The organism is Actinocorallia populi, from assembly GCF_002995495.1.
Taxonomy (GTDB): domain Bacteria; phylum Actinomycetota; class Actinomycetes; order Streptosporangiales; family Streptosporangiaceae; genus Actinocorallia; species Actinocorallia populi.
Window position 1 is genome coordinate 75,945 of record NZ_PVZV01000003.1, and the last position, 24,632, is coordinate 100,576.

The 24,632-nt window shown below is 72.1% G+C and carries 24 protein-coding genes; 3 read left to right on the forward strand and 21 right to left on the reverse strand.

The annotated features are described in order from the left end of the window. Positions 1–34 precede the first annotated feature (34 nt). From C2865_RS13495 to C2865_RS13560, 13 genes are all read right to left on the reverse strand, one after another. Positions 35–634 (reverse strand): GNAT family N-acetyltransferase, encoded by a 600-nt coding sequence (locus tag C2865_RS13495; RefSeq protein ID WP_232835581.1) that lies wholly within the window; start codon positions 632–634, stop codon positions 35–37. 100 nt (positions 635–734) lie between these two features. Next, positions 735–1,250 carry a DUF488 domain-containing protein gene (locus tag C2865_RS13500; protein ID WP_198653307.1) on the reverse strand — a complete coding sequence of 172 codons (516 nt, stop codon included), beginning with the start codon at positions 1,248–1,250 and terminating at the stop codon, positions 735–737. Between the two features lie 37 nt (positions 1,251–1,287). Then, positions 1,288–2,517 (reverse strand): TetR/AcrR family transcriptional regulator, encoded by a 1,230-nt coding sequence (locus tag C2865_RS39980; RefSeq protein ID WP_198653308.1) that lies wholly within the window; start codon positions 2,515–2,517, stop codon positions 1,288–1,290. Between the two features lie 302 nt (positions 2,518–2,819). Beyond that, entirely contained in the window at positions 2,820–3,377 is a 558-nt protein-coding gene (locus C2865_RS13515; RefSeq protein ID WP_106398811.1) for a hypothetical protein, read from the reverse strand. Positions 3,378–3,416: 39 nt separating this feature from the next. Next, positions 3,417–3,944: an RICIN domain-containing protein gene (locus C2865_RS13520; protein ID WP_106398812.1), complete on the reverse strand. Its 528-nt coding sequence runs from the start codon at positions 3,942–3,944 to the stop codon at positions 3,417–3,419. A 205-nt stretch (positions 3,945–4,149) separates the two neighbouring features. Beyond that, a complete protein-coding gene (locus C2865_RS13525; protein WP_106398813.1) occupies positions 4,150–4,905 on the reverse strand; it encodes an enoyl-CoA hydratase family protein in 756 nt (251 codons plus the stop codon). 23 nt (positions 4,906–4,928) lie between these two features. Further along, positions 4,929–6,092: an acyl-CoA dehydrogenase family protein gene (locus C2865_RS13530; protein WP_106398814.1), complete on the reverse strand. Its 1,164-nt coding sequence runs from the start codon at positions 6,090–6,092 to the stop codon at positions 4,929–4,931. Next, entirely contained in the window at positions 6,089–8,044 is a 1,956-nt protein-coding gene (locus tag C2865_RS13535; RefSeq protein WP_106398815.1) for an acetyl/propionyl/methylcrotonyl-CoA carboxylase subunit alpha, read from the reverse strand. The genes C2865_RS13530 and C2865_RS13535 overlap by 4 nt, the downstream gene beginning before the upstream one ends. Before the next feature lie 7 nt (positions 8,045–8,051). Continuing rightward, the gene (locus tag C2865_RS13540; protein WP_106398816.1) at positions 8,052–9,641 is read right to left on the reverse strand and encodes an acyl-CoA carboxylase subunit beta; all 1,590 of its coding nucleotides are present in this window, start codon (positions 9,639–9,641) and stop codon (positions 8,052–8,054) included. Further along, entirely contained in the window at positions 9,638–10,780 is a 1,143-nt protein-coding gene (locus C2865_RS13545; protein WP_106398817.1) for an acyl-CoA dehydrogenase family protein, read from the reverse strand. The genes C2865_RS13540 and C2865_RS13545 overlap by 4 nt, the downstream gene beginning before the upstream one ends. Beyond that, positions 10,777–12,495: an acyclic terpene utilization AtuA family protein gene (locus tag C2865_RS13550; RefSeq protein WP_106398818.1), complete on the reverse strand. Its 1,719-nt coding sequence runs from the start codon at positions 12,493–12,495 to the stop codon at positions 10,777–10,779. Before C2865_RS13550 ends, C2865_RS13545 begins: the two co-directional genes overlap by 4 nt. Beyond that, a complete protein-coding gene (locus tag C2865_RS13555) occupies positions 12,492–13,106 on the reverse strand; it encodes a TetR/AcrR family transcriptional regulator (protein WP_106398819.1) in 615 nt (204 codons plus the stop codon). The genes C2865_RS13550 and C2865_RS13555 overlap by 4 nt, the downstream gene beginning before the upstream one ends. 108 nt (positions 13,107–13,214) lie before the next feature. Further along, the gene (locus C2865_RS13560) at positions 13,215–14,039 is read right to left on the reverse strand and encodes an SDR family oxidoreductase (RefSeq protein WP_106398820.1); all 825 of its coding nucleotides are present in this window, start codon (positions 14,037–14,039) and stop codon (positions 13,215–13,217) included. A gap of 121 nt (positions 14,040–14,160) precedes the next feature. Here C2865_RS13560 and C2865_RS13565 point away from each other — a divergent pair, with 121 nt between their 5' ends. Continuing rightward, positions 14,161–14,781, forward strand: coding sequence for a TetR/AcrR family transcriptional regulator (locus C2865_RS13565; RefSeq protein ID WP_232835582.1), 621 nt, complete (start codon positions 14,161–14,163; stop codon positions 14,779–14,781). Between the two features lie 237 nt (positions 14,782–15,018). Continuing rightward, on the forward strand, positions 15,019–15,915 hold the full coding sequence (locus C2865_RS13570; RefSeq protein WP_106398822.1) for a hypothetical protein: 897 nt from the start codon (positions 15,019–15,021) through the stop codon (positions 15,913–15,915). 78 nt (positions 15,916–15,993) lie between these two features. Here the strand turns inward: C2865_RS13570 and C2865_RS13575 are convergent, their stop codons facing one another. The 8 genes from C2865_RS13575 to C2865_RS13610 form a co-directional block, all read right to left on the reverse strand. After that, positions 15,994–16,326 carry a DUF1838 family protein gene (locus tag C2865_RS13575; protein WP_106398823.1) on the reverse strand — a complete coding sequence of 111 codons (333 nt, stop codon included), beginning with the start codon at positions 16,324–16,326 and terminating at the stop codon, positions 15,994–15,996. Positions 16,327–16,446: 120 nt separating this feature from the next. After that, on the reverse strand, positions 16,447–17,475 hold the full coding sequence (locus C2865_RS13580; protein ID WP_106398824.1) for a nitrilase-related carbon-nitrogen hydrolase: 1,029 nt from the start codon (positions 17,473–17,475) through the stop codon (positions 16,447–16,449). Positions 17,476–17,510: 35 nt separating this feature from the next. Next, complete coding sequence (locus C2865_RS13585; RefSeq protein ID WP_106398825.1) at positions 17,511–18,443, reverse strand: oligopeptide/dipeptide ABC transporter ATP-binding protein; 933 nt, start codon at positions 18,441–18,443, stop codon at positions 17,511–17,513. Next, entirely contained in the window at positions 18,440–19,435 is a 996-nt protein-coding gene (locus C2865_RS13590; protein ID WP_106398826.1) for an ABC transporter ATP-binding protein, read from the reverse strand. The genes C2865_RS13585 and C2865_RS13590 overlap by 4 nt, the downstream gene beginning before the upstream one ends. Next, complete coding sequence (locus tag C2865_RS13595) at positions 19,435–20,991, reverse strand: ABC transporter substrate-binding protein (protein ID WP_106398827.1); 1,557 nt, start codon at positions 20,989–20,991, stop codon at positions 19,435–19,437. The genes C2865_RS13590 and C2865_RS13595 overlap by 1 nt, the downstream gene beginning before the upstream one ends. 31 nt (positions 20,992–21,022) lie before the next feature. Continuing rightward, entirely contained in the window at positions 21,023–21,910 is an 888-nt protein-coding gene (locus tag C2865_RS13600; protein WP_157963694.1) for an ABC transporter permease, read from the reverse strand. 8 nt (positions 21,911–21,918) lie between these two features. Beyond that, positions 21,919–22,887: an ABC transporter permease gene (locus C2865_RS13605; RefSeq protein WP_106398829.1), complete on the reverse strand. Its 969-nt coding sequence runs from the start codon at positions 22,885–22,887 to the stop codon at positions 21,919–21,921. Positions 22,888–23,027: 140 nt separating this feature from the next. Next, positions 23,028–23,477, reverse strand: a complete 450-nt coding sequence (locus tag C2865_RS13610; protein WP_106398830.1) for a DUF3598 domain-containing protein — start codon at positions 23,475–23,477, stop codon at positions 23,028–23,030. Positions 23,478–23,619: 142 nt separating this feature from the next. Between C2865_RS13610 and C2865_RS13615 the strand changes: the two genes are divergently transcribed. Continuing rightward, positions 23,620–24,591: a VOC family protein gene (locus C2865_RS13615; protein ID WP_106398831.1), complete on the forward strand. Its 972-nt coding sequence runs from the start codon at positions 23,620–23,622 to the stop codon at positions 24,589–24,591. The last annotated feature ends 41 nt before the right edge of the window (positions 24,592–24,632 follow it).

Sequence of the window (24,632 nt, forward strand, 5' to 3'; positions counted from 1 at the left end):
GTCCGCACGGCGGGCGCCGGGCTTCGCGTCGAGGTCACCGGGAGGGTCGCGCCGGGACCGGCGGGAGGTCTTCCTGCGTCCTGAGGAGCGGCTTGCTGAGGACGATGAACTCCAGGTCGGGACGGCGGGGGATGCCGAAGCGCTCGTTGTCGTGGGGGAAGGGGCGGCGCTCTCCGGTCCGGCGGTAGCCGCGGCGCTCGTACCAGGCGACGAGCTCGGCGCGGAGGGAGATCACCGTCATCTGCATCTCGCGGGCGCCCCAGCCGGCGCGGGCCTCGCGCTCGGCCGCGGCCAGGACGGCATGCCCCAGGCCGGCGCCCTGCAGGGTGGGACTGACGGCGAACATGCCGAAATAAGCGATATCGCCCTGCTGTTCCAGCTGGCAGCAGGCCACCGGCACGCCGCCCCGCTCGACCAGCAGCACCCGGCTGCCCGGCGTCTCGATGATCTCCAGCACGGCCGCCGCGTCGGTCCGCCCCCCGTCGAGCAGGTCCGCCTCCGACGTCCAGCCCGCCCTGCTGGCATCCCCGCGATAAGCCGACTCCACCAGCGCCACCACCGCGGGAACGTCCTGCGGCACCGCCTCCCGCAGGACGACCTCCACCGCCGTCAACGCCTCTTCACCGGTCCTCACCCGCACCACCCCTCTCTCGGTCGCCGTCCACGGTACGCCCGGCTTCCCCACCGAAGCCGACGACCCCGGCCCTCCCCACGTCCTTCGAGGTCGGCGTCCGTCATTCTCCGTCGTAGACGAGCAGGCCGTCCTCGCGCAGCCGGGCTCCGGGTGTCAGCGGGTGTTCGGTGAGCCGGCCGTCATGGGCCAGGTGCAGTGCGGGCCTGCCGCGGGCCAGGACCGCGAAGTCGGCGATGAGCCTGCGGTGGCAGCGCCACCACACCGACTCGCTGCACATCACGGCGGTCCGGGTCTCCGCGGCCTCGGCCAGCAGGTCGTCCATGGCGGCCAGGAAGTCCGGGCTGCGGGTGTGCCCGGCGTAGCCGCGGAAGGAGGTGTTCCGCCAGAACGTGTCGGGCGAGTCCGGCGCGGGCCGCCGGAAGCCGCCGAGCCGCCGCTCCCACCGGTAAGCGATCCCCTCCTCGGGCAGCCACTCCCGCAGGGCGTCGCGGTGCACGTCCGGATTGCGCCGGCTGCCGGGCGCGGTGCGCACGTCCACCACGCGCCGCACCCCGGCACCGCGGAGGAGGGCGGCCAGCTCCTCCCGCCCCGCGGTGCCGTGTCCGAATGTCGTCAACGGCTGCACACCGTCCATCCTTCCCCGGGCGCCCCCGTCACTCCCGCGAGCGGCCGAGCACCTGGAAGGCGCCCCGGACCAGCTCCTCGCGCATCTCCTCCCGCGTGAGGCCCAGGTCGTCGGCTCCCGCGCTGGACAGGATGATCGCGCCGAACGCCATCTGGGCGCGCAGGCGGTCGCGCGGCCGGGCGGACCGGCCGGCCAGCGCGTTCACCAGGAGGTCTCCCAGCGAGGTCACCAGGGGCTCCCCCCGGCGGAGGTCGCGTTCGCCCTCCAGGCTCTTGGCGCCCTCGGGCACGTCCGACAGCAGAAGCGAGATCTCGCGCCGGAACCGCAGGGCGAGGTCGGCGACGCCCTCGACGGCCGCCTCGGCCACCCCGTCGCCGTCGGGGATGCCCGAGAGCCGCTCGACCAGCCCGACCGCGGCCTGGGTCGCCGGGGCCAGCAGCTCGGTGAGGATGGCCCCCTTGCCGGCGAAGTGGTACAGCACCGCGGCCTTGGAGCACCCCGCCTCGGTGGCGATCTCCTGCAGCGACGTGCCCCGGTAGCCGTGGGCGACGAAGAGCCGCAGGGAGGTCTCCAGGAGCTGGGCGCGCAGCGCCGCGGCGGACCGCGAGGCGCTCGCCGACCTGGCTGTCCGATCGGACAGTGCCGGCTGGCCGGACGGTACGGCCGCGGCGAGCTGCGGCCACACGGCCGCGCCGAGCTGCTCGGGGGTGTCCGGGCACCCGCGGCCCAGCCAGTCGAGGGCGGCGCCCAGGATGGCTCCGGCGACGGCGGCCGCCACCGGGTCGTGCGGGGACTCCCCCGCGTCCCCCGGCTCCCCCTGGCCCCCCGCGCCGTCGCCGGGCCCCGCGAGGCCTGCGTGGACGGCGGCGGTGAGCCGCCGGCGCAGGTGGTCGATCACCTGGGCGCCGCCCTCGGGGCCCAGCAGGGAGCGGTAGACGGCGGCGTGCCCGCCGATGCGGGCGAAAAGCCCCGCGAGCTCCGCACGCGCCCCGCGCTCCCCGCCGGGGGCGCGACCGGACCCCAGGGCGGGGATCGCCGCGATGAGCTCGTCGAACATCGCGGCGCACGCCTCGGCGGCCAGCTCGGGGACGTCGGAGTAGTGCTCGTAGAACGTCGAGCGGTTGACGTCGGCGCGCTTGGTGACGTCGGAGACCGAGACCTGCGACAGGCTCCGCTCGGCGATGAGTTCCAGCGCCGCGGCCTGCAACACCGTGCGGGTCTGGCGGGCGCGACGGCTGGGGGCGTGTTGAGTGGCCATGCCTCCAGGGTATTGTTCTCCGACATCTGTCGGAGTCCCAGTGATCAACAAGTGGCACCGAACCCGCACGGGCAGGGGTGATCTTCAACCCCCTCCTCCAGGTCGCCCACCACGCCGGACCACCTCGCGAGGATGGCCAGGCAGCGGGGAGGAGGCTCACCGGTTCGCCTGGTCGGCCATATAAGCCCCCGCCTTGACAAAGTAAGTTCGCCGCAGCGGCACCGTCGGGCGGGCCCCGCCGCCGCGCGGTGAAGCGGCGGGGCCCGAGGGGGGTCAGGAAGGTTCCGAGGCCGTGGAGGCGGTCAGGACGGCGCCGGGGCGGGCTCCGCCGGATCGTCGGCGGCGAGCGGCCGGAGCTCGGTGGAGCGGGACAGGTGGACGGTCTTCCCCGTGGCGTCGCCGAGCCACAGCCGGCGGCCCTCCTGCAGGCCGAACAGGGCCGGCTGCTCGTGGCAGACGGCCTGGCCGGTGGTGAAGCGGATCTCGACACGGGCCCACTCCAGCAACCAGGCGGGTTCCTCGCCCCGGGTCTCCAGCCGGAGGTAGACCGGGTGCTCCCCGTTCCGCCAGGCGAAGGGCGGGGTGCGCGGATCGTTGCCGTCGGGCTCCTGGACGTTGGCCTCTTCGCCGAGCACGAAGGTGGTGCGGGCGCCTCGCGCGAGGTCGTTCTCATCGATGTGCAGGACGAACTCGCGTCCGGCCAGGCCCAGGTACAGGCGGCTGCGGCTGTCGGCGTGGAGGGCGTCGGCCGTCCAGATCACCGCCCGGACCTGCTGGATCTCCACGGCTTCCGGGGGCGCGGGCGGCGGGCCGTCCTCCCGGCCTGGCAGGCGGAAGCGGGGTTTGACGTAAGCGGTCATGGTCGTCCTTCCTGAGGCGCGGGCACGGGGCGGGGCCGCTCACGCCTCGGGGGCGTCGCCGATCCGCCAGATGTGGCCGATGGCCGGCTCGTCCAGCCACATCCGGGTGGGCTTGACGTAGACGTCACCGGTCTGTATGCCGAAGTACGGACCGAGCGCGTAGCGGGGGAACATCACCGGCACGATCACGTAGCTGCCGCCCGTCCCCAGGGAGGGCACGAGATGCCAGCGCTGCTGCTCCTGCAGGGCGGCGCTGCGCTCCCGCAGCCGCGGGTGGTCGTTGGGAACGGTGGAGGCGGTCAGGACGTGGCGGCGGTGGCCGCTTTCGATCCGGTAGGTGCCCGCGTCGTCGGCCGCGATGTACCAGCGGTGCCCGGCCACGGCCACGTCGGTCCGCAGGGCGTCCTCGTTCCAGATCTGGATGGCCTCGCCGATGTTGTCGTTGTAGTTGTCGGTGAACAGGTAGCCGCCGGTCACATCGTGGACGATCATCTTGACGCCGTCGGTCAGCGCCTCCCGGGAGCCGGAGATCGAGGTCTGCGGGGTGCGGATGTCGGCGTGGGGCATGGACCCTCCCTTTGTCAGAACACGACGTTCTGATCGTCACCCGTTACCTTCCGCGACGCCCCAGGTCCGGAACCTCGACGATCACGAGAGCCCCCTTGCCCCGCCTATAGCAAATCGTGACCCTTCGGATACTCTGGGTAAGGAGAAGTCGAGCCGGCACGGTGCTGGGCCGTTCCCCGGCCGCGGGCCGGGGAACGGCGGTCGGTCAGCGGGGTTTCCTGCGGTCGAGGAAGGCGAGCATGGCCTCGCGGGCGCCGTCGGAGGCGAACAGGCGGGCCGAGAGGGCGGCCGTCTCGTCGGCGCCGGTGTCGATGTGTTCGATGAGCTCCTTGTTGAGCAGCTTCTTGGTCTCGCGCAGGCCCTGGGGGTGGCCCTTCGCGAGGGAGGCGCAGAGTCCGGCGATCTCGGTGTCGAGATCCTCCTCCATGACCGCCCGGGTGACCAGGCCGTTGTCCGCGGCCTCCGTTCCGGTGAAGAGGGAACCGGAAAGGAACGTCATGGCGGCCGACCGGGAGGACATGCGCGGCAGCAGCACCAGGGAGATGACCGCGGGGGCCAGGCCCAGGCGGACCTCGGTCAGCGCGAACGTCGCGTCGTGGGCGGCGACGACGATGTCGCAGGCGCCGACGATGCCGATGCCGCCGGCGCGGACGGCTCCGGAGACCCGCGCCACGACGGGCTTGTCGAGCGTGGTGATCCGGCGCAGCAGGGCGATCAGGCCGCGGGCGCCCTCCTCCATGCTCCCGCCCGCGGCCTCCGACAGGTCCGCGCCCGAGCAGAACACCGGGCCCTCCTGCCGGATGACCACGACGCGGACGCCGGGGTCGGCCTCGGCGCGGTCCAGGGCCTCGGACAACTCCGAGACGAGCTGTCGGGAGAGGGCGTTGCGGTTGTGCGGGCTGTCCAGCACCACCGTGGCGACCGCGTCGGCGGCGGAGTAGTGCACGAGCTCGTCGGGCATGGGATTCCTTTCCGGGCCGCCGGTCAGTAGCTCTTGGGCAGGCCGAGGGTGTGCATGGCCACGAAGTTGAGGATCATCTCGCGTGAGACGGGCGCGATGCGGCCGAGCCGGGCGGCCAGCAGGATCGTGCCCAGGCCGTACTCGGAGGCGAGCCCGTTGCCGCCGTGGGTGTGCACGGCGACGTCGGTGGCGTTGCAGGCGAGTTCCCCGGCGGCGTACTTGGCCATGTTGGCGTACTCCCCCGCCGCGAAGTCGTCTCCGGCGTCGTACAGCGCCGCGGCCTTCTGGGTCAGCAGCTTCGCCTGCTCCAGCTCGATCTTGATCTTCGCCAGGGGGTGCGCGACGGCCTGGTGGGTGCCGATGACGTCCTTCCACACCTGGCGCGTCTTGGCGTACTCGACGGCCTTGTCCAGCGCGTAGCGCGCCATGCCGATGGAGAAGGCCGCGCCCATGATGCGCTCGGGGTTGAGCCCGGCGAAGAGCTGGCCGAGCCCGGCGTCCTCGTGGCCGACGAGGGCCTCGGCGGGCAGGCTCACCTCGTCGAGGAACAGGTTGAACTGCTTCTCGGGCGAGACGATGTCCATCGGGATGTGCTGGTACTCCAGGCCGGGAGCGTCGGTGGGCACCAGGAACAGGGCGGGCTTGAGCTTGCCCGTCCGCGCGTCCTCGGTGCGGGCCACCACGAGCACCGTCTGCGCCTCGTCGACGCCGGAGATGTAGGTCTTGCGGCCGGTGAGCAGCCACCTGTCACCGTCGCGCCGGGCGGTCGTGGTGATCTGGTGGGCGTTGGAACCGGCGTCGGGCTCGGTGATCGCGAACGCCGCGGTGGTGGACCCGTCGGCGATGCCGGGCAGCCACTGCCGCTTCTGCTCCTCGGTGCCGCACCGCGCGATGATCGTGCCGACGATCGCGGGCGACACCACCATGAGCAGCAGCGGCGCCCCGGCCGCGGCGGCCTCCTCCAGGACGGCCGACAGGTCCGCGATGCCGCCGCCTCCGCCGCCGTACTCCTCGGGGATGGAGACCCCGAGGTAGCCGTGGCGGCCCATGTCCTGCCAGAGCTCGGTGGTCTTCCCTCCGGATCGCGACTTGGCCTCGATGTACTCGCGGCCGTAGGAGGCGGCGAGCCTGCGCACCGCCTCGCGCAGTGCGAGCCGCTCTTCAGGTTCGGTGAACATCGTCGTCATGCGTCCTCCTCGACTCGTGCCAGCACGTCCCCTGCGGCGACCTGCTGCCCCGCCTGTACTTCGATCGCGGCCACCACGCCGTCGGCGGGCGCTGTGACGTTGTGCTGCATCTTCATCGCCTCGAGCACGAGGATGACCTGGCCGGCGCGCACGGTGTCGCCGGCCAGGGCCCGTACCGCGACGACGCTGCCGGGCATCGGCGCCAGCAGCGATCCGGCCGCCACCCGGGCGGCGGGGTCGGTGAAGCGCGGTCGCCTGACCAGCGCCAGATGGCCGAGGACGGAGTCGACCTCGTACCGGTCCCCTCGGATGTTCACGGTGAACGGCAGACGGACGCCGCCGTGCTCCAGGACCACCGTGGTGCCCCGTACTTCGACCACGCGGATCGCGCCGTCCGCCGACGTGTAGCCGTCGCGCCCGCCGTGCCATTCGACGGTCAGCCGGTCGAAGACGGTGCGCTGCGGCTGCGAGACCACGTTGCGCCAGCCCGCGGGGACACCGCGTTGGACGGGTGAGCGGCCCCGCCGGGCCTCCGTGTCGGCCGCCACCGCGGCCAGACCGGCCAGCCGCAGCCCCTGCTCGTCGTACCCGTTACGGGTGAGCTCACCGAGATCGGCACCGTCGAGGTACGTCGTGTGCATGTCCCCCGCGACGAAGACCGGGTCGCGCAGCAGGTTCACCAGCAGGTCGCGGTTCGTGTGGACGCCGTGGACGGTCGCCCGTTCGAGCGCTCCGGCCAGGCGGCGCAGGGCCTGTTCCCGGTCGGGAGCCCAAGCGACGACCTTGGCGACCATGGCGTCGTAGAAGGTGCCGATCTCCGAGCCCGCCTCGACGCCGCTGTCCAGGCGAAGGCCGTACGCCGGAGGATTGTCGAAGCACGCCGTGACACCGGGAACGTCGAGCGCGGTGAGCGTCCCGCTCTGCGGCTGGTAGTCCTGGGCGGGGTCCTCGGCATAGAGCCGCACCTCGACGGCGTGGCCGCGGGGCTCCGAAGTGTTCGCGGGGAGCAGGCCGCCCAGCGCCGCGCCCTCCGCCACCGCGATCTGCAGTGCGACGAGGTCGAGGCCGGTCACGCATTCGGTCACGGGGTGCTCGACCTGAAGGCGCGTGTTCATCTCCAGGAAGAAGAACCGGTCGCCGTCGAGGAGGAATTCGACGGTGCCCGCGCCGACGTACCCGATCGCCTCACCGGCGGTACGGGCCGCCTCGTGCAGCGCCGCGCGGACGGTGTCGGCGAGCCCGGGAGCGGGCGCCTCCTCGACGACCTTCTGGTGCCGCCGCTGCAACGAGCAGTCCCGGTCGCCGAGGACCACGACCGTCCCGTGGGTGTCGCCGAGGATCTGCACCTCGACGTGGCGGCCGCGTTCGACGTACGGCTCGCAGAAGACCGTCGGGTCGCCGAAGGCGCCGGCCGCCTCGCTCGACGCCAGCCGGACGCTCTCCGCCAGGCCTGCCATCGTGCGGACGACCCGCATTCCGCGGCCTCCCCCGCCGCTGCTCGCCTTGACGAGGACGGGCAGGTCGGCCTCGGTGATGGCCGACGGATCGAGCTCGGCCAGCACGGGGACGCCCGCGGCGTGCATGAGCCGCTTGGCCTCCACCTTGGTGGCCATCGCGTCCATCGCCTGGGGCGTCGGGCCGATCCAGACGAGACCGCTCTTGATGACGGCGCGGGCGAAGTCGGCGTTCTCGGAAAGGAAGCCGTAGCCGGGGTGGACCGCGTCGGCGCCGCTGCTGACGGCGGCCGCGAGGACGCGGTCGGCGTCGAGGTAGGTCTCCGACGGCGCGTCACCCGGCAGAAGTACGGCGAGGTCGGCTTCGGCGGCGAACGGCATCGCGGCGTCGGCGTCGGAGTGCACCGCGACGGTCCGGATGCCGAGCGTGCGGCACGTGCGGAAGACACGTCGGGCGATCTCGCCGCGGTTGGCGACGAGGAGACGGGTGATGGTCATCGCGGCCTCACATCCGGAAGACGCCGTAGCGCGTGGTGCCCTCGTAGGGCTCGGTGTCGATGACGGACAGGCAGATGCCCAGGACGGTGCGGGTGTCGCGCGGGTCGATGATCCCGTCGTCGTACAGCATTCCGGAGAGCACGAACGGGAGGCTCTGCTCCTCGACCATCGCCTCGACCATCTCCCGCATCCCGGCGTCGGCCTCCTCGTCGAAGGGCAGGCCCCTGGACTCGGCCGCGGCGCGCGAGACGATCGAGAGCACGCCCGCCAGCTGCTGCGGGCCCATGACCGCCGACTTGGCGTTCGGCCAGGTGAACAGGAACCTCGGGTCGTAGGCGCGGCCGTTCATGCCGTAGTTGCCGGCGCCGTACGACGCGCCGATCAGCACCGACAGGTGCGGCACCTTCGAGTTGGAGACGGCGTTGATCATCGCCGCGCCGTGCTTGATGATCCCGCCCTGCTCGTACTTCGCCCCGACCATGTAGCCGGTGGTGTTGTGGAGGAACAGCAGCGGGGTGCCGGACTGGTTGGCCAGCTGGATGAACTGCGCGGCCTTCTGCGCCTCCTCGCTGAACAAGACGCCCTGGGCGTTGGCGAGGATGCCGACCGGGCGGCCGTGGATCCGCGCCCAGCCGGTGACCAGCGAGGAGCCGTAGAGCGGCTTGAACTCGTCGAACGGCACCTCGTTGCCGGGGCCCGTGCCGTCGACGATGCAGACGATGACGTCGCGCGGGTCGAACGGCTCCTTCAGGTCGGTCGGGATCAGGTCGAGCAGGGTCTCGGGGTCTTCGGCGGGCTCGGCGTACCCCGCGGGCTCGGGCCGTGCCTTGCGCCGGTTGAGCCGCGCCACGATGCGGCGGCCGATCCTGATGGCGTCGTGCTCGTCCTCGGCGAGGTAGTCGGCGAGGCCGGAGGTGCGGGCGTGCATCTCGGCGCCGCCGAGGGTCTCGTCGTCGGACTCCTCACCGGTGGCCATCTTCACCAGAGGCGGGCCGGCCAGGAAGACCTTGGCCTGGTTCCTGACCATCACGGTGTAGTCCGACAGGCCCGGCACGTAGGCGCCTCCGGCGGTGGAGTTGCCGAAGACCAGCGCGACCGTCGGCTGCTTGCGGGCGCTGGCGCGGGTGAGGTCGCGGAACAGCCTGCCGCCGGGGATGAAGATCTCCTTCTGCGTGGGCAGGTCCGCGCCGCCGGACTCGACCAGCGAGATCGTGGGGAGCCCGTTCTCCTCGGCGATCTGCGCGGCCCGGAAGAGCTTGCGCAGCGTCCACGGGTTGGAGGCCCCGCCCTTCACGGTCGGGTCGTTGGCGGTGATCACGCATTCCACGCCCTCGACCACGCCGATGCCGCAGACCACGCTGGCACCGACGGTGAAGTCCGAGCCCCACCCGGCCAGCGGGGAGAGTTCGAGGAACGCCGAGCCCTCGTCGACCAGCAGCTCGATCCGCTCGCGGGGCAAGAGCTTGCCGCGCCCGCGGTGGCGGGCCGCGTACTTCTCGCCGCCGCCCGCGACGGCCTTGGCGTGCTCGGCGTCGAGTTCGGCGAGCTTGGCCAGCATCGTCTCCCGCCGCGACGGCGGCTCCACCGCGCCGGTCATGAGGTGTATCCCAGCAGCTTGGCGGCGAGGTCGGTGAGCACTTCGGTCGCGCCCCCTCCGATGGGCAGGATCCGGGCGTCGCGGTAGTGCCGCTCCACCTCGGTCCCGTGCATGTAGCCCGTTCCGCCGTGCAGCTGGACGGCCTGGTCGCACACGTACGTCGCGCACTCGACGGCGGTCTGCTTGGCCAGGCAGGCCTCGGCGATGACCTCGGCGCTGGAGCCCGCGGCCGTGTACCTCTCGACGACCGCGTGCGTGTAGGCCTTGGCGACCTCCACCTGCCGGTGCATCTCGACCAGCTTGTGGCGCACGACCTGACGCCTGACCAGCGGCTCGCCGAAGGTCTGGCGCTGCCGGCAGTACTCGGCGGCGAGCGCGAGCGAACGGGCGGCGATGCCGTAGGCGTGCACGGCGAGACCGATCCGCTCCACGACGAACTGCTCGGCGATGTACAGGAACCCGGCGTTCTCCTCGCCGACCAGGTTGGCCACGGGGACGCGCACGTCCACGAAGGACAGCTCGGCGGTGTCGGAGCAGTGCCAGCCCATCTTGGCCAGCGAACGGTCGACGGTGAAGCCGGGGGTGTCCTTGTCGATGACCAGCAGGCTGACGCCACCGGAGCCGGGACCGCCGGTGCGGACCGCGGTGGTGACGAAGTCCGCGCGCACGCCGGAGGTGATGAACGTCTTGGACCCGTTGACGACGTAGTGGTCGCCGTCGCGCACCGCGGTGGCGCGCAGGCCGCCGACGTCGGAACCGCCACCGGGTTCGGTGATGCCGAGCGCGCCGATCATCTCTCCCGCCAGCGTCGGGCGGACGTAGCGGTCGACGAGTTCGGGCGAGCCGTGGGCGGCGATGTGGGGAAGCGCGATGCCGTGGGTGAACAGGGCCGCCATCAGCCCCGAGGACGCGCCCTCGGAGAGCATCCCCTCGTCGAGCGCCACCTTGTCGGCGAGCGTGCCGCCCTCGCCGCCGACCTCCTCGGTGAAGCCGACGCCGAGAACGCCCTGCTTGGCCGCGGCCAGGTGCAGCGGGCGGGGGATCTCGCCGGCGTCCTCCCACCGCTGCAGGCGGGGGGCGACCTCGCGGCGGACGAACTCCGCGCCGAGGTCGAAGAGCGCTTGCCGTTCCGGGTTCACAGGAGGTCCTCTCTGATGTCCACGATGCGGGAGCGCACCCACTCCCCCAGGGCCTTGGCCTGCGGGTCGAAGCGGGTCGACGCCGCGACGCCCCGGCCGAGCAGGCCGCGGACCAGCACGTTCACGGCGCCGAGGCCGGGCAGCGCGTACACGTCGACGTCCTTGTCCGCGGCCTCGGGGACGAGTTCGCGGACCTTGTCGGGGCTCATCAGCTCGATGAGCCAGGCGGTCCGCCGCTCGCGCGAGGGGGATCCGTCGTCGGCCACCCACAGGCCGAGGTTGGCGTCGCCGCCCTTGTCGCCGGACCGGGCGTGCACGAAGGTGCCGAGCGGCATCCGGCGGGTCGGGACGTCCGGGGCCGCGGCGGGCGACGCGGGGCGGCGCCCGGCGCCGCTCACGTCGGCGGGCCCGAACGCGGACGGGTCGGGGATCACCTCGCGCGACCCGTCGGCGTGGACGACCGTGTGCCGGACGGCCGAGCGGTCGGCGTACTCGGGACGGTAGATGCCGTAGGGCGAGGGCGACGGGGGCGGTCCGGTCATGGTGAAGCCGGGGTAGGAGGCCAGGGCCAGCTCGACCGCGGCGGCGGTGAACTCCCTGCCCACCGGCTCCTGCGCGGCGTCCATCACGGTGCAGCGCAGCAGGGTGGACGCGCCTTCCTCGGTGTCGGCGTCGAGGGCGGGGCGGCCGCCGCGCGTCCAGGTGACCGAGGAGGCGGTCAGCCGGGGCGTGAGCTGCTCGCGGACCCATTCCTCCTTGGCGTCGAGGTCGAGTCCGGTGAGCACGAACTCCACGGTGTTGCGCCAGCCGCCGAGCTCGTTGAGGCAGACCTTGAGCCGCTCCGGCGGCGGAGCCCCCCTCGTCCCCGAGACGAGCACCCGGTCACGGCCCTCCCGGGTGAGCCGCACGGTGTCGAGCAGCGCGGTGACGTCGGGGTTGAGGTAGTGCGCCGACTGGATCTCGTAGACCAGCTGGGCGGTGACGGTGTCGACGGTGGCCGCGCCGCCGGTGCCCTCGTGCTTGGTGATGACGCTCGAACCGTCCGCGGCGAGCTCGGCGATCGGGAAGCCGAGCGGCCGGCGCAGGTCGGCGCCCTGTTCGGCGAGCGCGCGGAAGCCGGAGAAGTTGCCGCCGGTGGCCTGGGTGCCGCACTCGATGATGTGGCCCGCGACGACCGCTCCCGCCAGCTCGTCGTAGGAGGTCCGCGTCCACCCGAAGCGCGCGATCGCCGGGCCGACGACGAGCGAGGCGTCGGTGACGCGGCCGGTGACCACGATGTCGGCGCCCTCGCGCAGCGCCGCGGCGATGCCGAAGGCGCCGAGGTAGGCGTTGGCGGTCAGCGCGCCCTCGAAGCCGAGGTGCCTGACGTCGTCGCCCTCGACGTGCGCGATCGCCGGATCGAGGCCCAGCCCCGCGGCGACCTCGCGCAGCCGGCCGGCGAGGGCCGCGGGGTTGAGGCCGCCCGCATTGCTGACGATCTTCACGCCCCGTTCGAGCGCCAGGCCGAGGCAGTCCTCCATCTGCCGCACGAACGTGCGGGCGTAGCCCAGGTCGGGCGACCTCAGCGTGTCCCTGCCGAGGATGAGCATGGTCAGCTCGGCGAGGTAGTCGCCGGTGAGCACGTCGAGCGGGCCGCCCTCCAGCATCTCCCGCATCGCCGACAGGCGGTCGCCGTAGAAGCCCGAGCAGTTGCCGACGCGGTAACGGCCGGTCATCGCAGCTCCTCCAGCGCCCGGCCGAGCGTGATCGCCCAGCGGTCGAGGACGCGGCGCCGCCGGGCGGAGTCGTCGGTCAGGGTGTTGGCCAGGCCCAGCCCGCGGACGAGGTCGAGGGTGGCCTGGACGAGCTCGCGCACGCCGGGCACGGACTCGTCGACCCCGAGCGCCTCGACGGTCAGCCGGTGGGCGCCGCCGCCGATCTTGTGCTCCAGCCGGACGACGGCGGTGTGGAGGGACTCGTCGCTGCGGGCCGCCACCCACAGTTCGAGGGCCGCCACGTAGAGGTCGCTGGAGAAGTGCTCGCCGAGCACGTGCATGATCCGGCGGATCCGGTCCGGCCCCGCGGGGAGCTCCGCGAGGGCGGCGCGGTACGCCGCGCCCCGGGACTCCCACAGGTGCTCGACGGCGGCGAGCACCAGGTGGTTCTTGGTCGGGAAGTGGTGCAGCTGCGCGCCGCGGCTGACCCCGGCCCGTTCGGAGACCAGCACGGTGGAGGTGCCGCTCCAGCCGCGTTCGACGAGGCACTCGACGGTGGCGTCGAGCAGCCGCTGCCGCATGGCCTGGGAGCGCTCACCCTGCGGGACGCGGCTCGGTGCGGTGGGTGACATGGGCGCATCGTGCCACCCGGGAAAACAAACAGTCAAGACTGACTTTTAATGCGCCGCCGCGCACCGCACGGCCTCCCGGTGCGGTGCGCGGGGCCCTCCGGGACGGGTTCAGCCGAGGCGGCCCGTGCGGACCGCCGCGACGACGCCGCCGTCGACGAGCAGGTCGGTTCCGGAGACGAAACCGGAGGACGGGCCGAGCAGGAAGTCGGCGGCCGCGGCGATGTCGGCGGGGGCGCCCACGCGCTTGGCGTTGGAGGCGTCGATCATCATCCGCATCCCGGCGCCGCTCTCGCCGCTCAGCTCGGCCTGGCCCATGGGGGTGGCGATGACACCGGGGCTGATGGAGTTGACCCGGGCGCCCCGCTCTCCCCAGACGGGGCTGGCGCCCCGGACGCGCAGCAGGTTGGCGTACTTGGCGAAGCTGTAGGCCTCGCCGGGAGCGGAGAAGCGGGAAGCCTCCGCGACCGGCAGGGACAGCAGTTCACGGGCCGGGGCGGTGGCCAGCCGCAGCGCGTCCTCGTCGGACACGGGAGGCCGGAAGTGCCCGGCCATGCTGGCGATGACCACACCGGCCCCGCCGGAGGCGACGACCTTGCCGAACTCCTCCAGCACCAGGGCGACCCCCAGCAGGTCGACCGCCAGGATGGCGGGGACGGGGGCCTGGACCGGGGACAGCCCTGCGGTGTGCACCACCGCGCGGACCTCCCCCAGCGACGCGGCACGCTCGGCCAGCGCGACGACCGAATCGGGCGAGGAGACGTCGACCGCGGCGGGCGTCACCTCGTAGCCCTCGCCCCGCAGCCCGCCGGTCACCGACTCCAGCAGTTCCCCGTCGAAGTCCGCGACCAGGACGCGGGCCCCGGGACCCTGCCGGCGGGCGATGGCCTGCCCCATCCCGCCCGCACCGATGATCACTACCACGTTCCGTGCCATGTCCGTCCACCCTCTCGGCGATGAGCTCCACCGGTGCGGGCCGGGTGACCGGCGCTCCGCATCGGATAATCCGACACATGCCGGTTTTCCGGCATGTGTCGGAGAAACCTATAGTAGAAGGGTGCCCCACCAGCAACCGCCAGACCGCCGCGTCCACCGCTCCCGCACCGCGCTGGAGACGGCGCTGCTGGAGCTCATCGGGGAGCACGACCTGGCGCGGATCTCCGTCCTCGACATCACCCGGCGGGCCGGCGTCAACCGTTCGACGTTCTACGAGCACTACGGGAGCGTCGACGACCTGGCGGCCAGCGCCTGCGCCGCGATGTTCGACGAGCTGATCGCCGTCGCCCCCGTCCTCGGCGGCCACCACGGACCCGGCGGCCGGGAACTCGCCGCCGACGCCCTGACCGCGGTCTTCTCCCACGTCGCCGAGCACGCCCGCCTCTACGGCGCCCTCCTCGGCGCCGGGGGCAGCGCCTACATGATCAACCACATGCACGAGCGGCTGACCGCCTCCATCCGCACCAACCTCGACCGCGCCGACGACCGGCGGGCCCGCCCCGCCGACCCGGCCGGATCCCCCCACGGCTCCTCGGCCGCGCTCCTCGCCGGGATCCTGCTCGGCGGCATCCTGGACTGGTTGCGCCACGGCTGCCCCGGCACCCCGCGGCAGACGAGCGCCACCACGCTGCCCCTGCTCCACGCGGCCGCCTCGGCGGCGGGATTCCCGCCCTTCCCCTGAGTGCCCGCCACCCCGCCCGCTCCACGATCTGACAGGGCTGTCGAGTAGTGATTTGCCGTGCAGTGCGCGATTTTCAGCAGGGCTGCGCCTTCTACTAGGCAGGAAGTGGATTTTGCTAGTAAGCAACGGGTTACCTCCCACACCTCCGTCGGGTAACAATGGCTCTCGACAGAGACGCACACCACGGGCGGGGGCCGGAAAGGAGCCGACAGCCATGGCGCTTCCCCGAGGGGACCGGTGAACACCCAGACGGCCGTGGTCATGGCCGTCGCCTCCAGCTGCCTGTACTTCCTGGGATTCGTCCTGTTCAAGAACGCCGGCACCGCGATGCCGCCGCTGCGGGGCACCCGCCCCGTCCACTTCGCCGTGACCGTCCTGTCCAGCGGGAGGTGGCTGGCCGGCGGGCTCGTCATGGGGGTCGGGGTGGCGCTGCAGTTCGCCGTCCTGCCCCGGCTCTCCCTGTCCGTCCTCATCCCGTCGCTGCTCTGCGGACTGGTCGTCCTGATGTTCCTGGCCTTCTTCGTCTCGGGCGAGCGCACGAGCACGAACGAGCTGTGCCACCTGGCGGTGATGACCGCCGGCGCCATGGTGGTCGCCCTGGCCGGGCCCGGCACGCCGCCCCCGGTGCCGAACGCCCTCCTGGTCCTGCTGGCCGCGCCCTCCTTCGCCGTTCCGATCCTGATCTTCTCGCTCGGCGACACCCGGCCGGAGGGCCAGCACGCCAGACCGCTGACCGGCATCGCCTACGGGCTCAGCGCGGGCACCCTCATCGGCCTGGCCGAACTGACGCTCGGCCTCCAGGCCGCCGAGGGGCTCACCGCCTCCGCCCTCGCGGGCCCCCTCCCCTGGCTCTTCCTCCTCGCCGTGGCCTGCGGCATAGCCCAGCTCCAGATAGCGCTGCAACGCTGCCGCATGCTCATCGTGCTGTTCGTCGCCACCCTCGTCGCCAAGACCTACCTCATGCTGGTCAGCGGCCTCCTGTGCCTCGGCTCGACCAGCGACCCCTTCTCCGCCCCCTGGCTCCTGCCCCCCGGCCTCGCCCTGATGACGGCGGCCTTCCTCCTCACCCCCCGCTACGAACCCGCCCGCCCCTTCGCCGCCCGGAGGAACGATCCCGGATGGCCGAGCCCCTGACCGAACCCGCACCCATCCCAGCGTGATCGACCGGGAGGGTCTCAGCGAGAGCGGACAGGAGAGGGCCGCAGGTGACCGTCAGGACGGTTTGCGCGTCTTCTTGAAGTACGTCCAGCTCGTGTCGTTGGGAGAGGTGAACTCCCGGGGCGCGTGAGCGTACTCCGGATGGTTCTTCTCGGCGTAGGCCCGCACGCCGGCCGGTAGGTCGTCATAGGAGTCCAGCTTCGTGCCCCTGCAGTGGAAGACCAGTCCTCCGGGGCGTTGCGCCATCTCCATCCAGGGCAGCCAGGCGGAGAGCCGCATCCACGACACGTCGCACCGGGCGCTCGCGAGCGACGGGTCGAGCGCTTCTGCGCGCGGGGCGTAGAAAGGGTCATGTCCGTCTCCTGGTCCGTAGCGGCGAGCCGTGATCGGTCAGCGGTGTCCGTCCGAGGGTCAGACCCGGGGTGGAGTCCCGTCAAGGCCGGGTGGGACGTCCGGTGGGCCCCGTCCGCGGGGACGGGCGGGGCCTCGCGTCGGGGGGTCGTGCGGTCAGGTCCAGCGGGAGCGGTCCTTCAGGTACTCGCCGGCGTCCTCCAGGCTCACGGGCTGGTAGGGGGTGTAGAGGTTGGGCTCGAAGCGGCTGCGGTAGCCGTCGAAGACCTCCCGGTACAGGTCCCAGTGGATGTCCGGCTGGCGGTTGTGGGCGCGGAAGCCCGCGATCGGGATCTGGCCGAGGACGAGCTTCTCGAACTTGCTGTCCGCCGTCGCGATGGCGTTGCCGTCCGGGCCGTAGATGGCGCTGCCGCCCGCGCCGGTGTCCTCGAAGAAGGGGGACTCGGCGGCGAGCACCGAGTTGTTGACGATCGCGCAGTACACCCGGTTGTGCAGGGCGGAGGCGCGGACGTCGATCTCGGAGAAGCTGCCGCTCGCGGTGCGCAGGAGGACCTCGGCGCCCTTGATGGCCGCGGCCCGGAACAGTTCGGGCTCCAGCTGGGTGGAGGACATGGAGATGTTGCCCAGCGGGGTGCGGGCCACCGGGACCACCGCGTCCCTGCCGTACTTCTCGACGTACTCGTCGAGCACGTCGTAGACGGTGGTGGTGAACAGCTCCTTCCCCTGGAAGATGCCCTTGACGTTGCGCGCCTTCCAGTGCTTGGCCACGATCCCGCCGTCCGGGCCGATCAGCGTGGTGATGCTGAGCACGTGGCCGGGCCAGTCGGGGTCGCGCACGTAGGCGCCGAACGCGATGTGGCAGCCGTACTCCCGCGCCTTGGCGGAGATCAGCTCGGTCTCCTCGCCGGGGATCTCGATGCAGCGGCGCTCCACCTCGGCCTTGGTCCAGTGGTCCCAGCCGCTGATCGGGAACTCGTGGAACAGCAGCAGGTCGGGGCGGGGGCCGAACCCGATGTGGAACGAGTTGTCGATCAGGTGCAGCATGTGGTCGAGGTTGGCCCGCATGCCGGACGGCTCGGGCGTCGGGTGCACCCGGGACTGCACGACCCCGAGGGTCCAGACGTCCTTGGCCAGCGGCGCCGTGGCGTAGCGGCCGTCGGCCTGCCGGGTGATGGCGGGGTTCATCGTTCACATCTCCTTGTCGGTGGGTTCGGCGGGGGTCAGCGGAGTTCGTCCGCGCGGAGGCAGGCCACCAGGCGGCCGTCCTCCTCCCGCCGCAGCTCCGGTTCCGTGCGCGAGCAGGCGTCGACGGCCAGGGGGCAGCGCGTGTGGAAGCGGCAGCCGGCCGGCGGGGAGACCGCGGAGGGCACCTCTCCCGTCAGCGGCACGCCGGGCCTGCGGTCGAGTCCGGGCACGGCGGCGAGCAGCGCCCGCGTGTACGGGTGGCGGGGGTCGGTGAACACCTGCTCGGCCGGGCCCGTCTCGACGAACCGGCCGAGGTACATGACCGCGACGTCGTCGGCCAGGTGCCGGGCGATGTCGATCTCGTGGGTGATGAGCACGTAGCTGAGGCCGAGGCGCTGCTTCAGGTCGAGCAGCAGGTTGACCAGCAGCGCCTTGACGCTGACGTCGAGGCTGGCGGTCGGCTCGTCCAGGACGAGGACCCGCGGTTCGACGGCCAGCGCCCGCGCGACGGTGACGCGCTGCAGCTCCCCGCCGCTCACCCCGCCCGGCCTCCGGTCGAGGTACTCCTCGGTGAGGCCGACCAGCTCCAGCAGCTCGCGGACCCGGGCCGCCCGCGCGGCGCGGCCCGGGTGCAGCCCGTGCACGGCCAGCGGCTGCTCCAGCGCGTGGCGGATGCTCTTGCGCCGGTTCAGCGCCGACCAGGGGTTCTGCGACACGAGCTGGATCGCGCGCCGGTCCACGCCGTCGCGGCCATGGACGAGGATCCGGCCGCCGGTCGGATCGGCCAGCCGGACCAGCATCCGGGCGATCGTGGACTTGCCGCAGCCCGACTCGCCGATGATCGACAGGGTGCGGCCCTCGGGCACCTCGAACGAGACGCCGTCGACGGCGTGCACCACCCGGTCCCCGCCGCGGCCGGACCTGATCCGGTAGTGCTTCTCCAGGTCCTGCACCGTTACCGCGTTCATATCTCCTCCTCCGCCCGGTGGCAGCGCACCAGCGCGTCCCCCACCGGGCGCGCCTCCGGGAGCTCCTCGCGGCAGCGGTCGATGACGGCGGCGCAGCGCGGGGCGAACGGGCAGCCGGGGAGCCTGTTGGCTCCGGTGACCGAGCCGGGGATGGTGCGCAGCGGCTCGCCTCTGCGGCCCCGCCCCGGAACCGCCTCCAGCAGTGCCCGCGTGTAGGGGTGCCTGGGCGTCTCGAACACCGCGCGGGCCGGGGCGAGTTCCACCAGCAGTCCCGCGTACATGACGCCGATCCGGTCGCTGACCTGTGAGATCACCCCGAGGTCGTGGGTGACGAACACCATCGCCAGGCCGGTGCGGTCGCGCAGTTCCAGCAGCAGCCGCAGCACCTGCGCCTGCACGGTGGCGTCGAGCGTCGTGGTCGGCTCGTCGGCGAGCAGCAGGTCGGGCTGCTTGCCGAGGGCGGCCACCGCGATGAGCAGCCGCTGGAGCTGCCCGCCGGAGAACTCGAAGGGGTAGCCGTCCAGCCGGTCGAGCACGGTGCCCAGACCGACGCCGGTGAGCAGCTCCCTCAGCTCGCCGTCGCCGATGTCGCCGAGGTGCCAGCGCAGCTGGCGGCCGACGGGGGTGGACGGGGACAACGAGGTCATCGGCCGCTGCGGGATCAGCCCGATGCGGTCGCCGCGCAGCCGCCGCATGCCGTCCTCCTTCAGCGACGCCAGGTCGGCGTCCCCGAAGCCGACACGGCCGGAGGTGATCTCGGCGTTGCGCGGCAGCATGCGCATCAGCGCCGTGAGCAGGGTGCTCTTGCCCGAACCCGACTCCCCGACCAGCCCGAGGATCTCGCCCCGTGCCAGGTCGAACGACACCTCCCGTACCGCGGGCACCCCGCCGCCGCGGGTGCGGAACGTGACGGCGAGGTCCTGCACGGACAGCAGCGGAGCCCCCGCCGGGGCCGGTGGCACGGCCCCGGCGGTCTTCTGCTCGGCGGGCATCAGTACGTCCGCGCCGAGGGGAGCGAGAGACGGCTGACCTTCATGATCTTCGCGTCGAGGGACTCGATCTCCTTGCGCTGGGCCACGACGAGCTTGGGGTGGACCGGCGGCATCATGATCGCGTCGGCGGCGAGGAGACCGTTGATCTTCTTGCAGATCCCGGCCCGCTCCGCGTCGTCGGAGGTCGCCCAGGCCTGGGCGAGCAGTCCGTCCACCTCCTCGTTCTTGTAACCGAAGTTGAGCGGGTACTTGGAGCTCATCGTGGTGAGCAGCGTGAAGGCGGTGTCGCCGCCGCCGAAACCGCTCTCGAACGACGTCATCGCCATCTCGTACTTGCCGGTCGCCCAGTTCTTCACCCACGGGCTGAAGTCGAGGACCTCGAGGGTGCATTCGATGCCCGCCTGCTTCCAGCCCTCGGCGAGCACCTGGCCGATGTTCTTCATCAGCGTGTCGCTGGTGACCATCAGGGTGAACTTCAGCGCCGGCATCCCCGCCTCGGCCAGCAGCGCCTTGGCCTTCGCGGCGTCGGGGACCTCGCCGTAGAGCCGCAGCGCGGCGTCGTGGCCCTCGACCGAGGGGCCGATCGGGCCCTGGGCGATCTGTGCGTTCCCGGCGAAGACGATGTCGCGGACGCCCTTGCGGTCCATGGCGTGCGCGAGCGCCTGGCGCACCCTGACATCGTCGAACGGCGCCTTGTTCGTCACGAAGTAGGTGATGAGGTCGCTGGGCGCGTCCACCTCGTGCACCTGGACGGCGCTGTCCTTCTTGAGCAGTTCGACGCTCTCGGGAGCGACGTCCGTCATGATCTGGATCTTGCCCTCGCGCAGGTTGACCATCCGGGTCGCCGGGTCCGGGATCGCCTGGAAGACCAGGCTGCGGACGGCGGGCTTGGCCCCGTGGTAGGCGTCGTAGCGCGTCAGCGAGACCTCGCTGCCCTGGGTCACCTTCTCCAGCTTGAAGGGGCCGGTGCCCATGGTGGTGTCCGTGCGCTCGACGAAGTCCTTGTGCACGATGGGCAGGTTGGTGAGGTGGGAGCGCAGCACGCCGAACTCCGTGGTCAGCTCGATCTCCACGGTCTGCGCGTCGACGGCCTTCGCGCCCTTGACGTAGCCCACGAAGAACGAGGTCCAGTCGCTCGTGCTCTTGGGGTCGTTGACGAACCCGATCGTGGCGACCACGTCGTCGGCGGTGAGGGGGTCGCCGTTGTGGTGGGTGACGCCCTTCTTGATCTTGATCGTCCAGGTCAGGCCGTCCGCGGAGACCTCCGGCTCGCCGTCGGCCAGCAGCGGGACCGAGCGCAGCTCGGCGTCGTAGGTGTAGAGGGACTCCACGACCGGGTCGAGCACCCAGTGCACCCGCTTGGTGGTGCTGGCGAGCGGGTTCATGTAGTCGGAGATGGACAGGACGCCGAACGTGATCTTCTCGGGCGTCGCGCCCTTCGCGGCGGGGGCGTCGTCCGTTCCGCACGCGGTCAGCGCGAGCGCCCCGGCGGTGAGCACGCCGGTCATCGTGAGGAAGCGGCGGCGGTCCATCGTGGCGCGGGAGATGGCGGTCATCGGGTTTTCCTTAGGGTCGGGGGGAGGTGGCTCAGTGGCGGGCGTCGGCGTCGAGGGCGTCGCCGAGCCCGTCGCCGAGGAGGTTGAAGCCGATCGTGGCGACGAGGATGACCAGCCCGGGAATGATCGAGTACCACCACGCGCCGAGCAGCATGTAGCTCGTGGCGTCGCCGAGGATGTTGCCCAGGCTGGGCTGGGGCGGTTGGATCCCCAGGCCGAGGAAGCTCAGGGCGCTCTCGGCGAAGATGGCCACCCCGATCCACAGGAACGCCTGGACCAGGACGGGCGGGAGCACGTTGGGCAGGATCTCGCCGCCGATGATGCGCCGGCGGGGGACGCCGATCACGCGCAGCGAGTCCACGTAGTCCTCCTGCACCTCCACGAGCGTCGCCGACCGGGTCACCCGGGCGAAGTACGGGATGAACCCGACGCCCAGCAGCAGGACGACCTTCGTGGTCGAGGTGAGGGTGAGGAAGCCCAGTTCGGTGTCGCCGGTCCCGGTGATGCCGATGACGAACAGCGCGAAGACGAAGAGCGGCAGCGCCTGGAGGGCCTCCAGGATCCGCATGATCACGTCGTCCGGCCAGCGCCCGCCGAAGTACCCGGCGACCAGCCCGGCGGGCACCGCGACCGCCAGGCCGAATCCGACGCCGGCCACCGCCACCAGCAGCGACACCCGTGCGCCCTCGGCCGTGCGGGCGAAGAGGTCGCGCTGGAGGTGGTCGGTGCCGAACGGGTGCGCCGCACTCGGGCCGGCGAGGGTCTCGCCGGTCCTGGACGTGGCGTCCCCAGCGAACATCGGCCCCGCCAGGGCCAGCAGGAGGAACAGCAGCAGCAGGAGCAGTCCGGTCCAGGTCAGCGCGGACAACCGCGGCGGACGCAGGCGCGCGGCCCGCGGCCGGGGGAGCACTCGGGTCATCACCATGTCTAGCGGGCCGTCCCGTTCAGGAACCCGGCGCGTATCCGGGGGTTGAGCACGAAGTAGAGGAGGTCGACGACCAGGTTGGCCATGAGGAACACCGAGGCGGTGACCAGCGTGCAGGCGATGGCCAGCGGGTAGTCCTGCTGGCGGAACGCCCCGACGATGGTCTGGCCGATCCCCGGGATGTTGAACACGGTCTCGACGAGCACGGTGCCGCTGACGAAGACGCCGAGCATGAGCCCGATCACCGTCGCCGTGGGGATGATCGCGTTGCGCAGCGTGATGTCGCGCAGGATGCGGCGTTCGTTCAGGCCCATGGCGCGGGCGAAGGAGACGTAGTCGGCCTGCGCGGTCTCGATCATGGACGCGCGCAGGGTGCGGGCGATGATCGCGCCGGAGCCCAGCCCCAGGGCGAACGCCGGCAGCACCACTCCGCGCAGGTTGCCCAGCGGATCCTCGGTGAACGGCACCCAGCCGCTCGACGGCAGGACCCCCTTGATGAAGAGGCCGAAGACCGCCACCAGGACCAGCGCCAGCCAGAAGCTCGGGATGGAGAGCGCGATGACGCTGACCACGCGGACGAACCCGTCGGTGAACGAGTCGCGCCTGCGGGCGGCCAGCGCGCCGGCGGCAAGGCCGACCACGATCCAGAAGAGGAAGGCGGCCAGGCTGAGTTCGAGGGTGACGGGCAGCCGCTCTCCGATGATGGCGCTCACCGGCCGGTCGCTGAAGAGCGAGTTGCCGAGGTCGCCGGAGAGGAGGTTGCCCAGGAACTTGACGTACTGCACCCAGATGGGCTGGTCGAGGCCGAAGCGGTGCTCGACCTCCGCGCGCTTCTCCGGGGTGGGGTTCATCCCGAGGTAGGCGTCGACCGGACCGCCGGGGGCGGCTCTGAGCATGAAGAAGACGAGGGTCAGGACGATGAGCAGGACCAGCGCGAGGCCGGCGACCCGACGTCCGACATACCGAAGCATCCCGGGTCCTCATTTGCGTGATGGGCATCGCGGGTCCCGCGGCGGGGAACGGCGGATGCACGAGGGGCGGGGACGGGGGCGCCGCGCCGCGCCCCGGGCGGGGGCCCTGGGAGCGCGGGCGGTGAAACCCGGGGAGGAGCTCAGACGACCTTGGTCTCGTTGATGACGGTGCGCTTGACCAGGCGGTCGCCGTCCATCCACTGCCAGGTGCGGCATTTGTGCAGGCCGTCGCGGGAGAGCTGGATCAGCTCGTAGAGGTAGTTGGCCGAGTCGTTCTTGTACGACCAGGTCAGCACGATCGTCTGGTCGTCCACCTGGCTCATCTCGCCGATGATCCGGTCGGTGTCGAAGTGGCAGACGCCGTTCCCGTCCAGCCGGCCGCCGAAGTCGAAGGCCTCCTCCCGGCCGTCGGCCCAGGTGTAGGTGTTGGTCTGGAGGATGTCGAACGTTCCGTCCTCCGGGACTCGGCAGTACAGGTGGGACGCGTGCCGGTCCACGATGGTCCCGTCGGCGGCGATGTGGACGTACTCACCACGCCATTCGCCGAGGTGCTTGGCGATGATCGGCATTCCGGAGATGGCTGCGCGCATCGGTCCTCCCTGTTCACAGGTGCTCGCTGGGGTCGAAGGCGGCTTTCGTTGACAGGGCCGCGGCAGCGACCCTAGCGTGATCCCCGTCTCAATGGAACAGTGTTCCGTCACCAGGAACGAAAAACTCTGAGGTTTAACAAACATGACTCAGAACACCCAGCGGCCCCTCATCGAGGGCATCACCGCGGCGATCGTCGGAGTGAGCGACTTCGCCCCCCATCTCGAGCTGTTCACCGGTCGGCTCGGCTACGCGGTGGCGGCCGAGGGCGCCGTGCCCGCGGCGGTCGCCGACGCCCTGTGGGGAACGGGCCCGGCGGACCTCGAGGTGGTCGCGCTGGCCGCCGCCGGCTCCGGTACGGGGCGGATCCACCTCGTGCGGGTGCCCGAGCCCGTCGCGCCGGCCGAGCCCCCGCACAACCTCGACGTCGGCCTGGTCGGGATCGACATGTACGCCCGCGACATCAAGGCCGCGCACGCCGAGCTCGGCGCCGCCGGGCACCCCTGGACCGTCGCCCCCACCACCTACGGCGTCGCGGTGGGCGAGCGCGAGGTCGAGGTCACGCAGGGCATCTGCCCGGCGCCGGACGGGACCGTCGTGGTCTTCGTCCAGCCCGCCGCGGTCCGCGGCACCGAGGCGTGGGACGCCGACCCGGAACGCTCCTACACCGAGCTCACCTCGGTCGTCTGCCACGTCCCCGACCCCGACGCCGAGGTCGCCTTCTGGGGCCCGCGGGGGCTGGGCATGGACGTCTGGTACGACGTGGTGTTCTCCTCCCCCGGGTTCGACGAGGTCGCCGGGCTGCCGGACGGCACCCGGATGCGCCTGGCGTTCCTGGCCGGGGAGAAGACCGCCCGGATCGAGGTCACCTCCGCCGACGCCGAGCACCGCGTGGACCGGCGGGCGGCCCAGCGCCCGGCGCGCTCGCTCGGCCACAGCGGCTGGTCGGTGCGCACCCGCGACCTGGCCGCCGCGCTGGAGAGCGTCCGCCGCACCGGCGGCCGGGTGCTCGCCGGCCCGGTCGAGACCGACGACCCGTGGCACGGCCGCGCCACCGCGGCGAGCGTGGACACCCCCAACGGCGTCTCGGTCACCCTCTGGCAGCCCCTCGGCTGACCCGCCGCGCTCCGATCCAGCGGGACACCGCTCCCGTACGA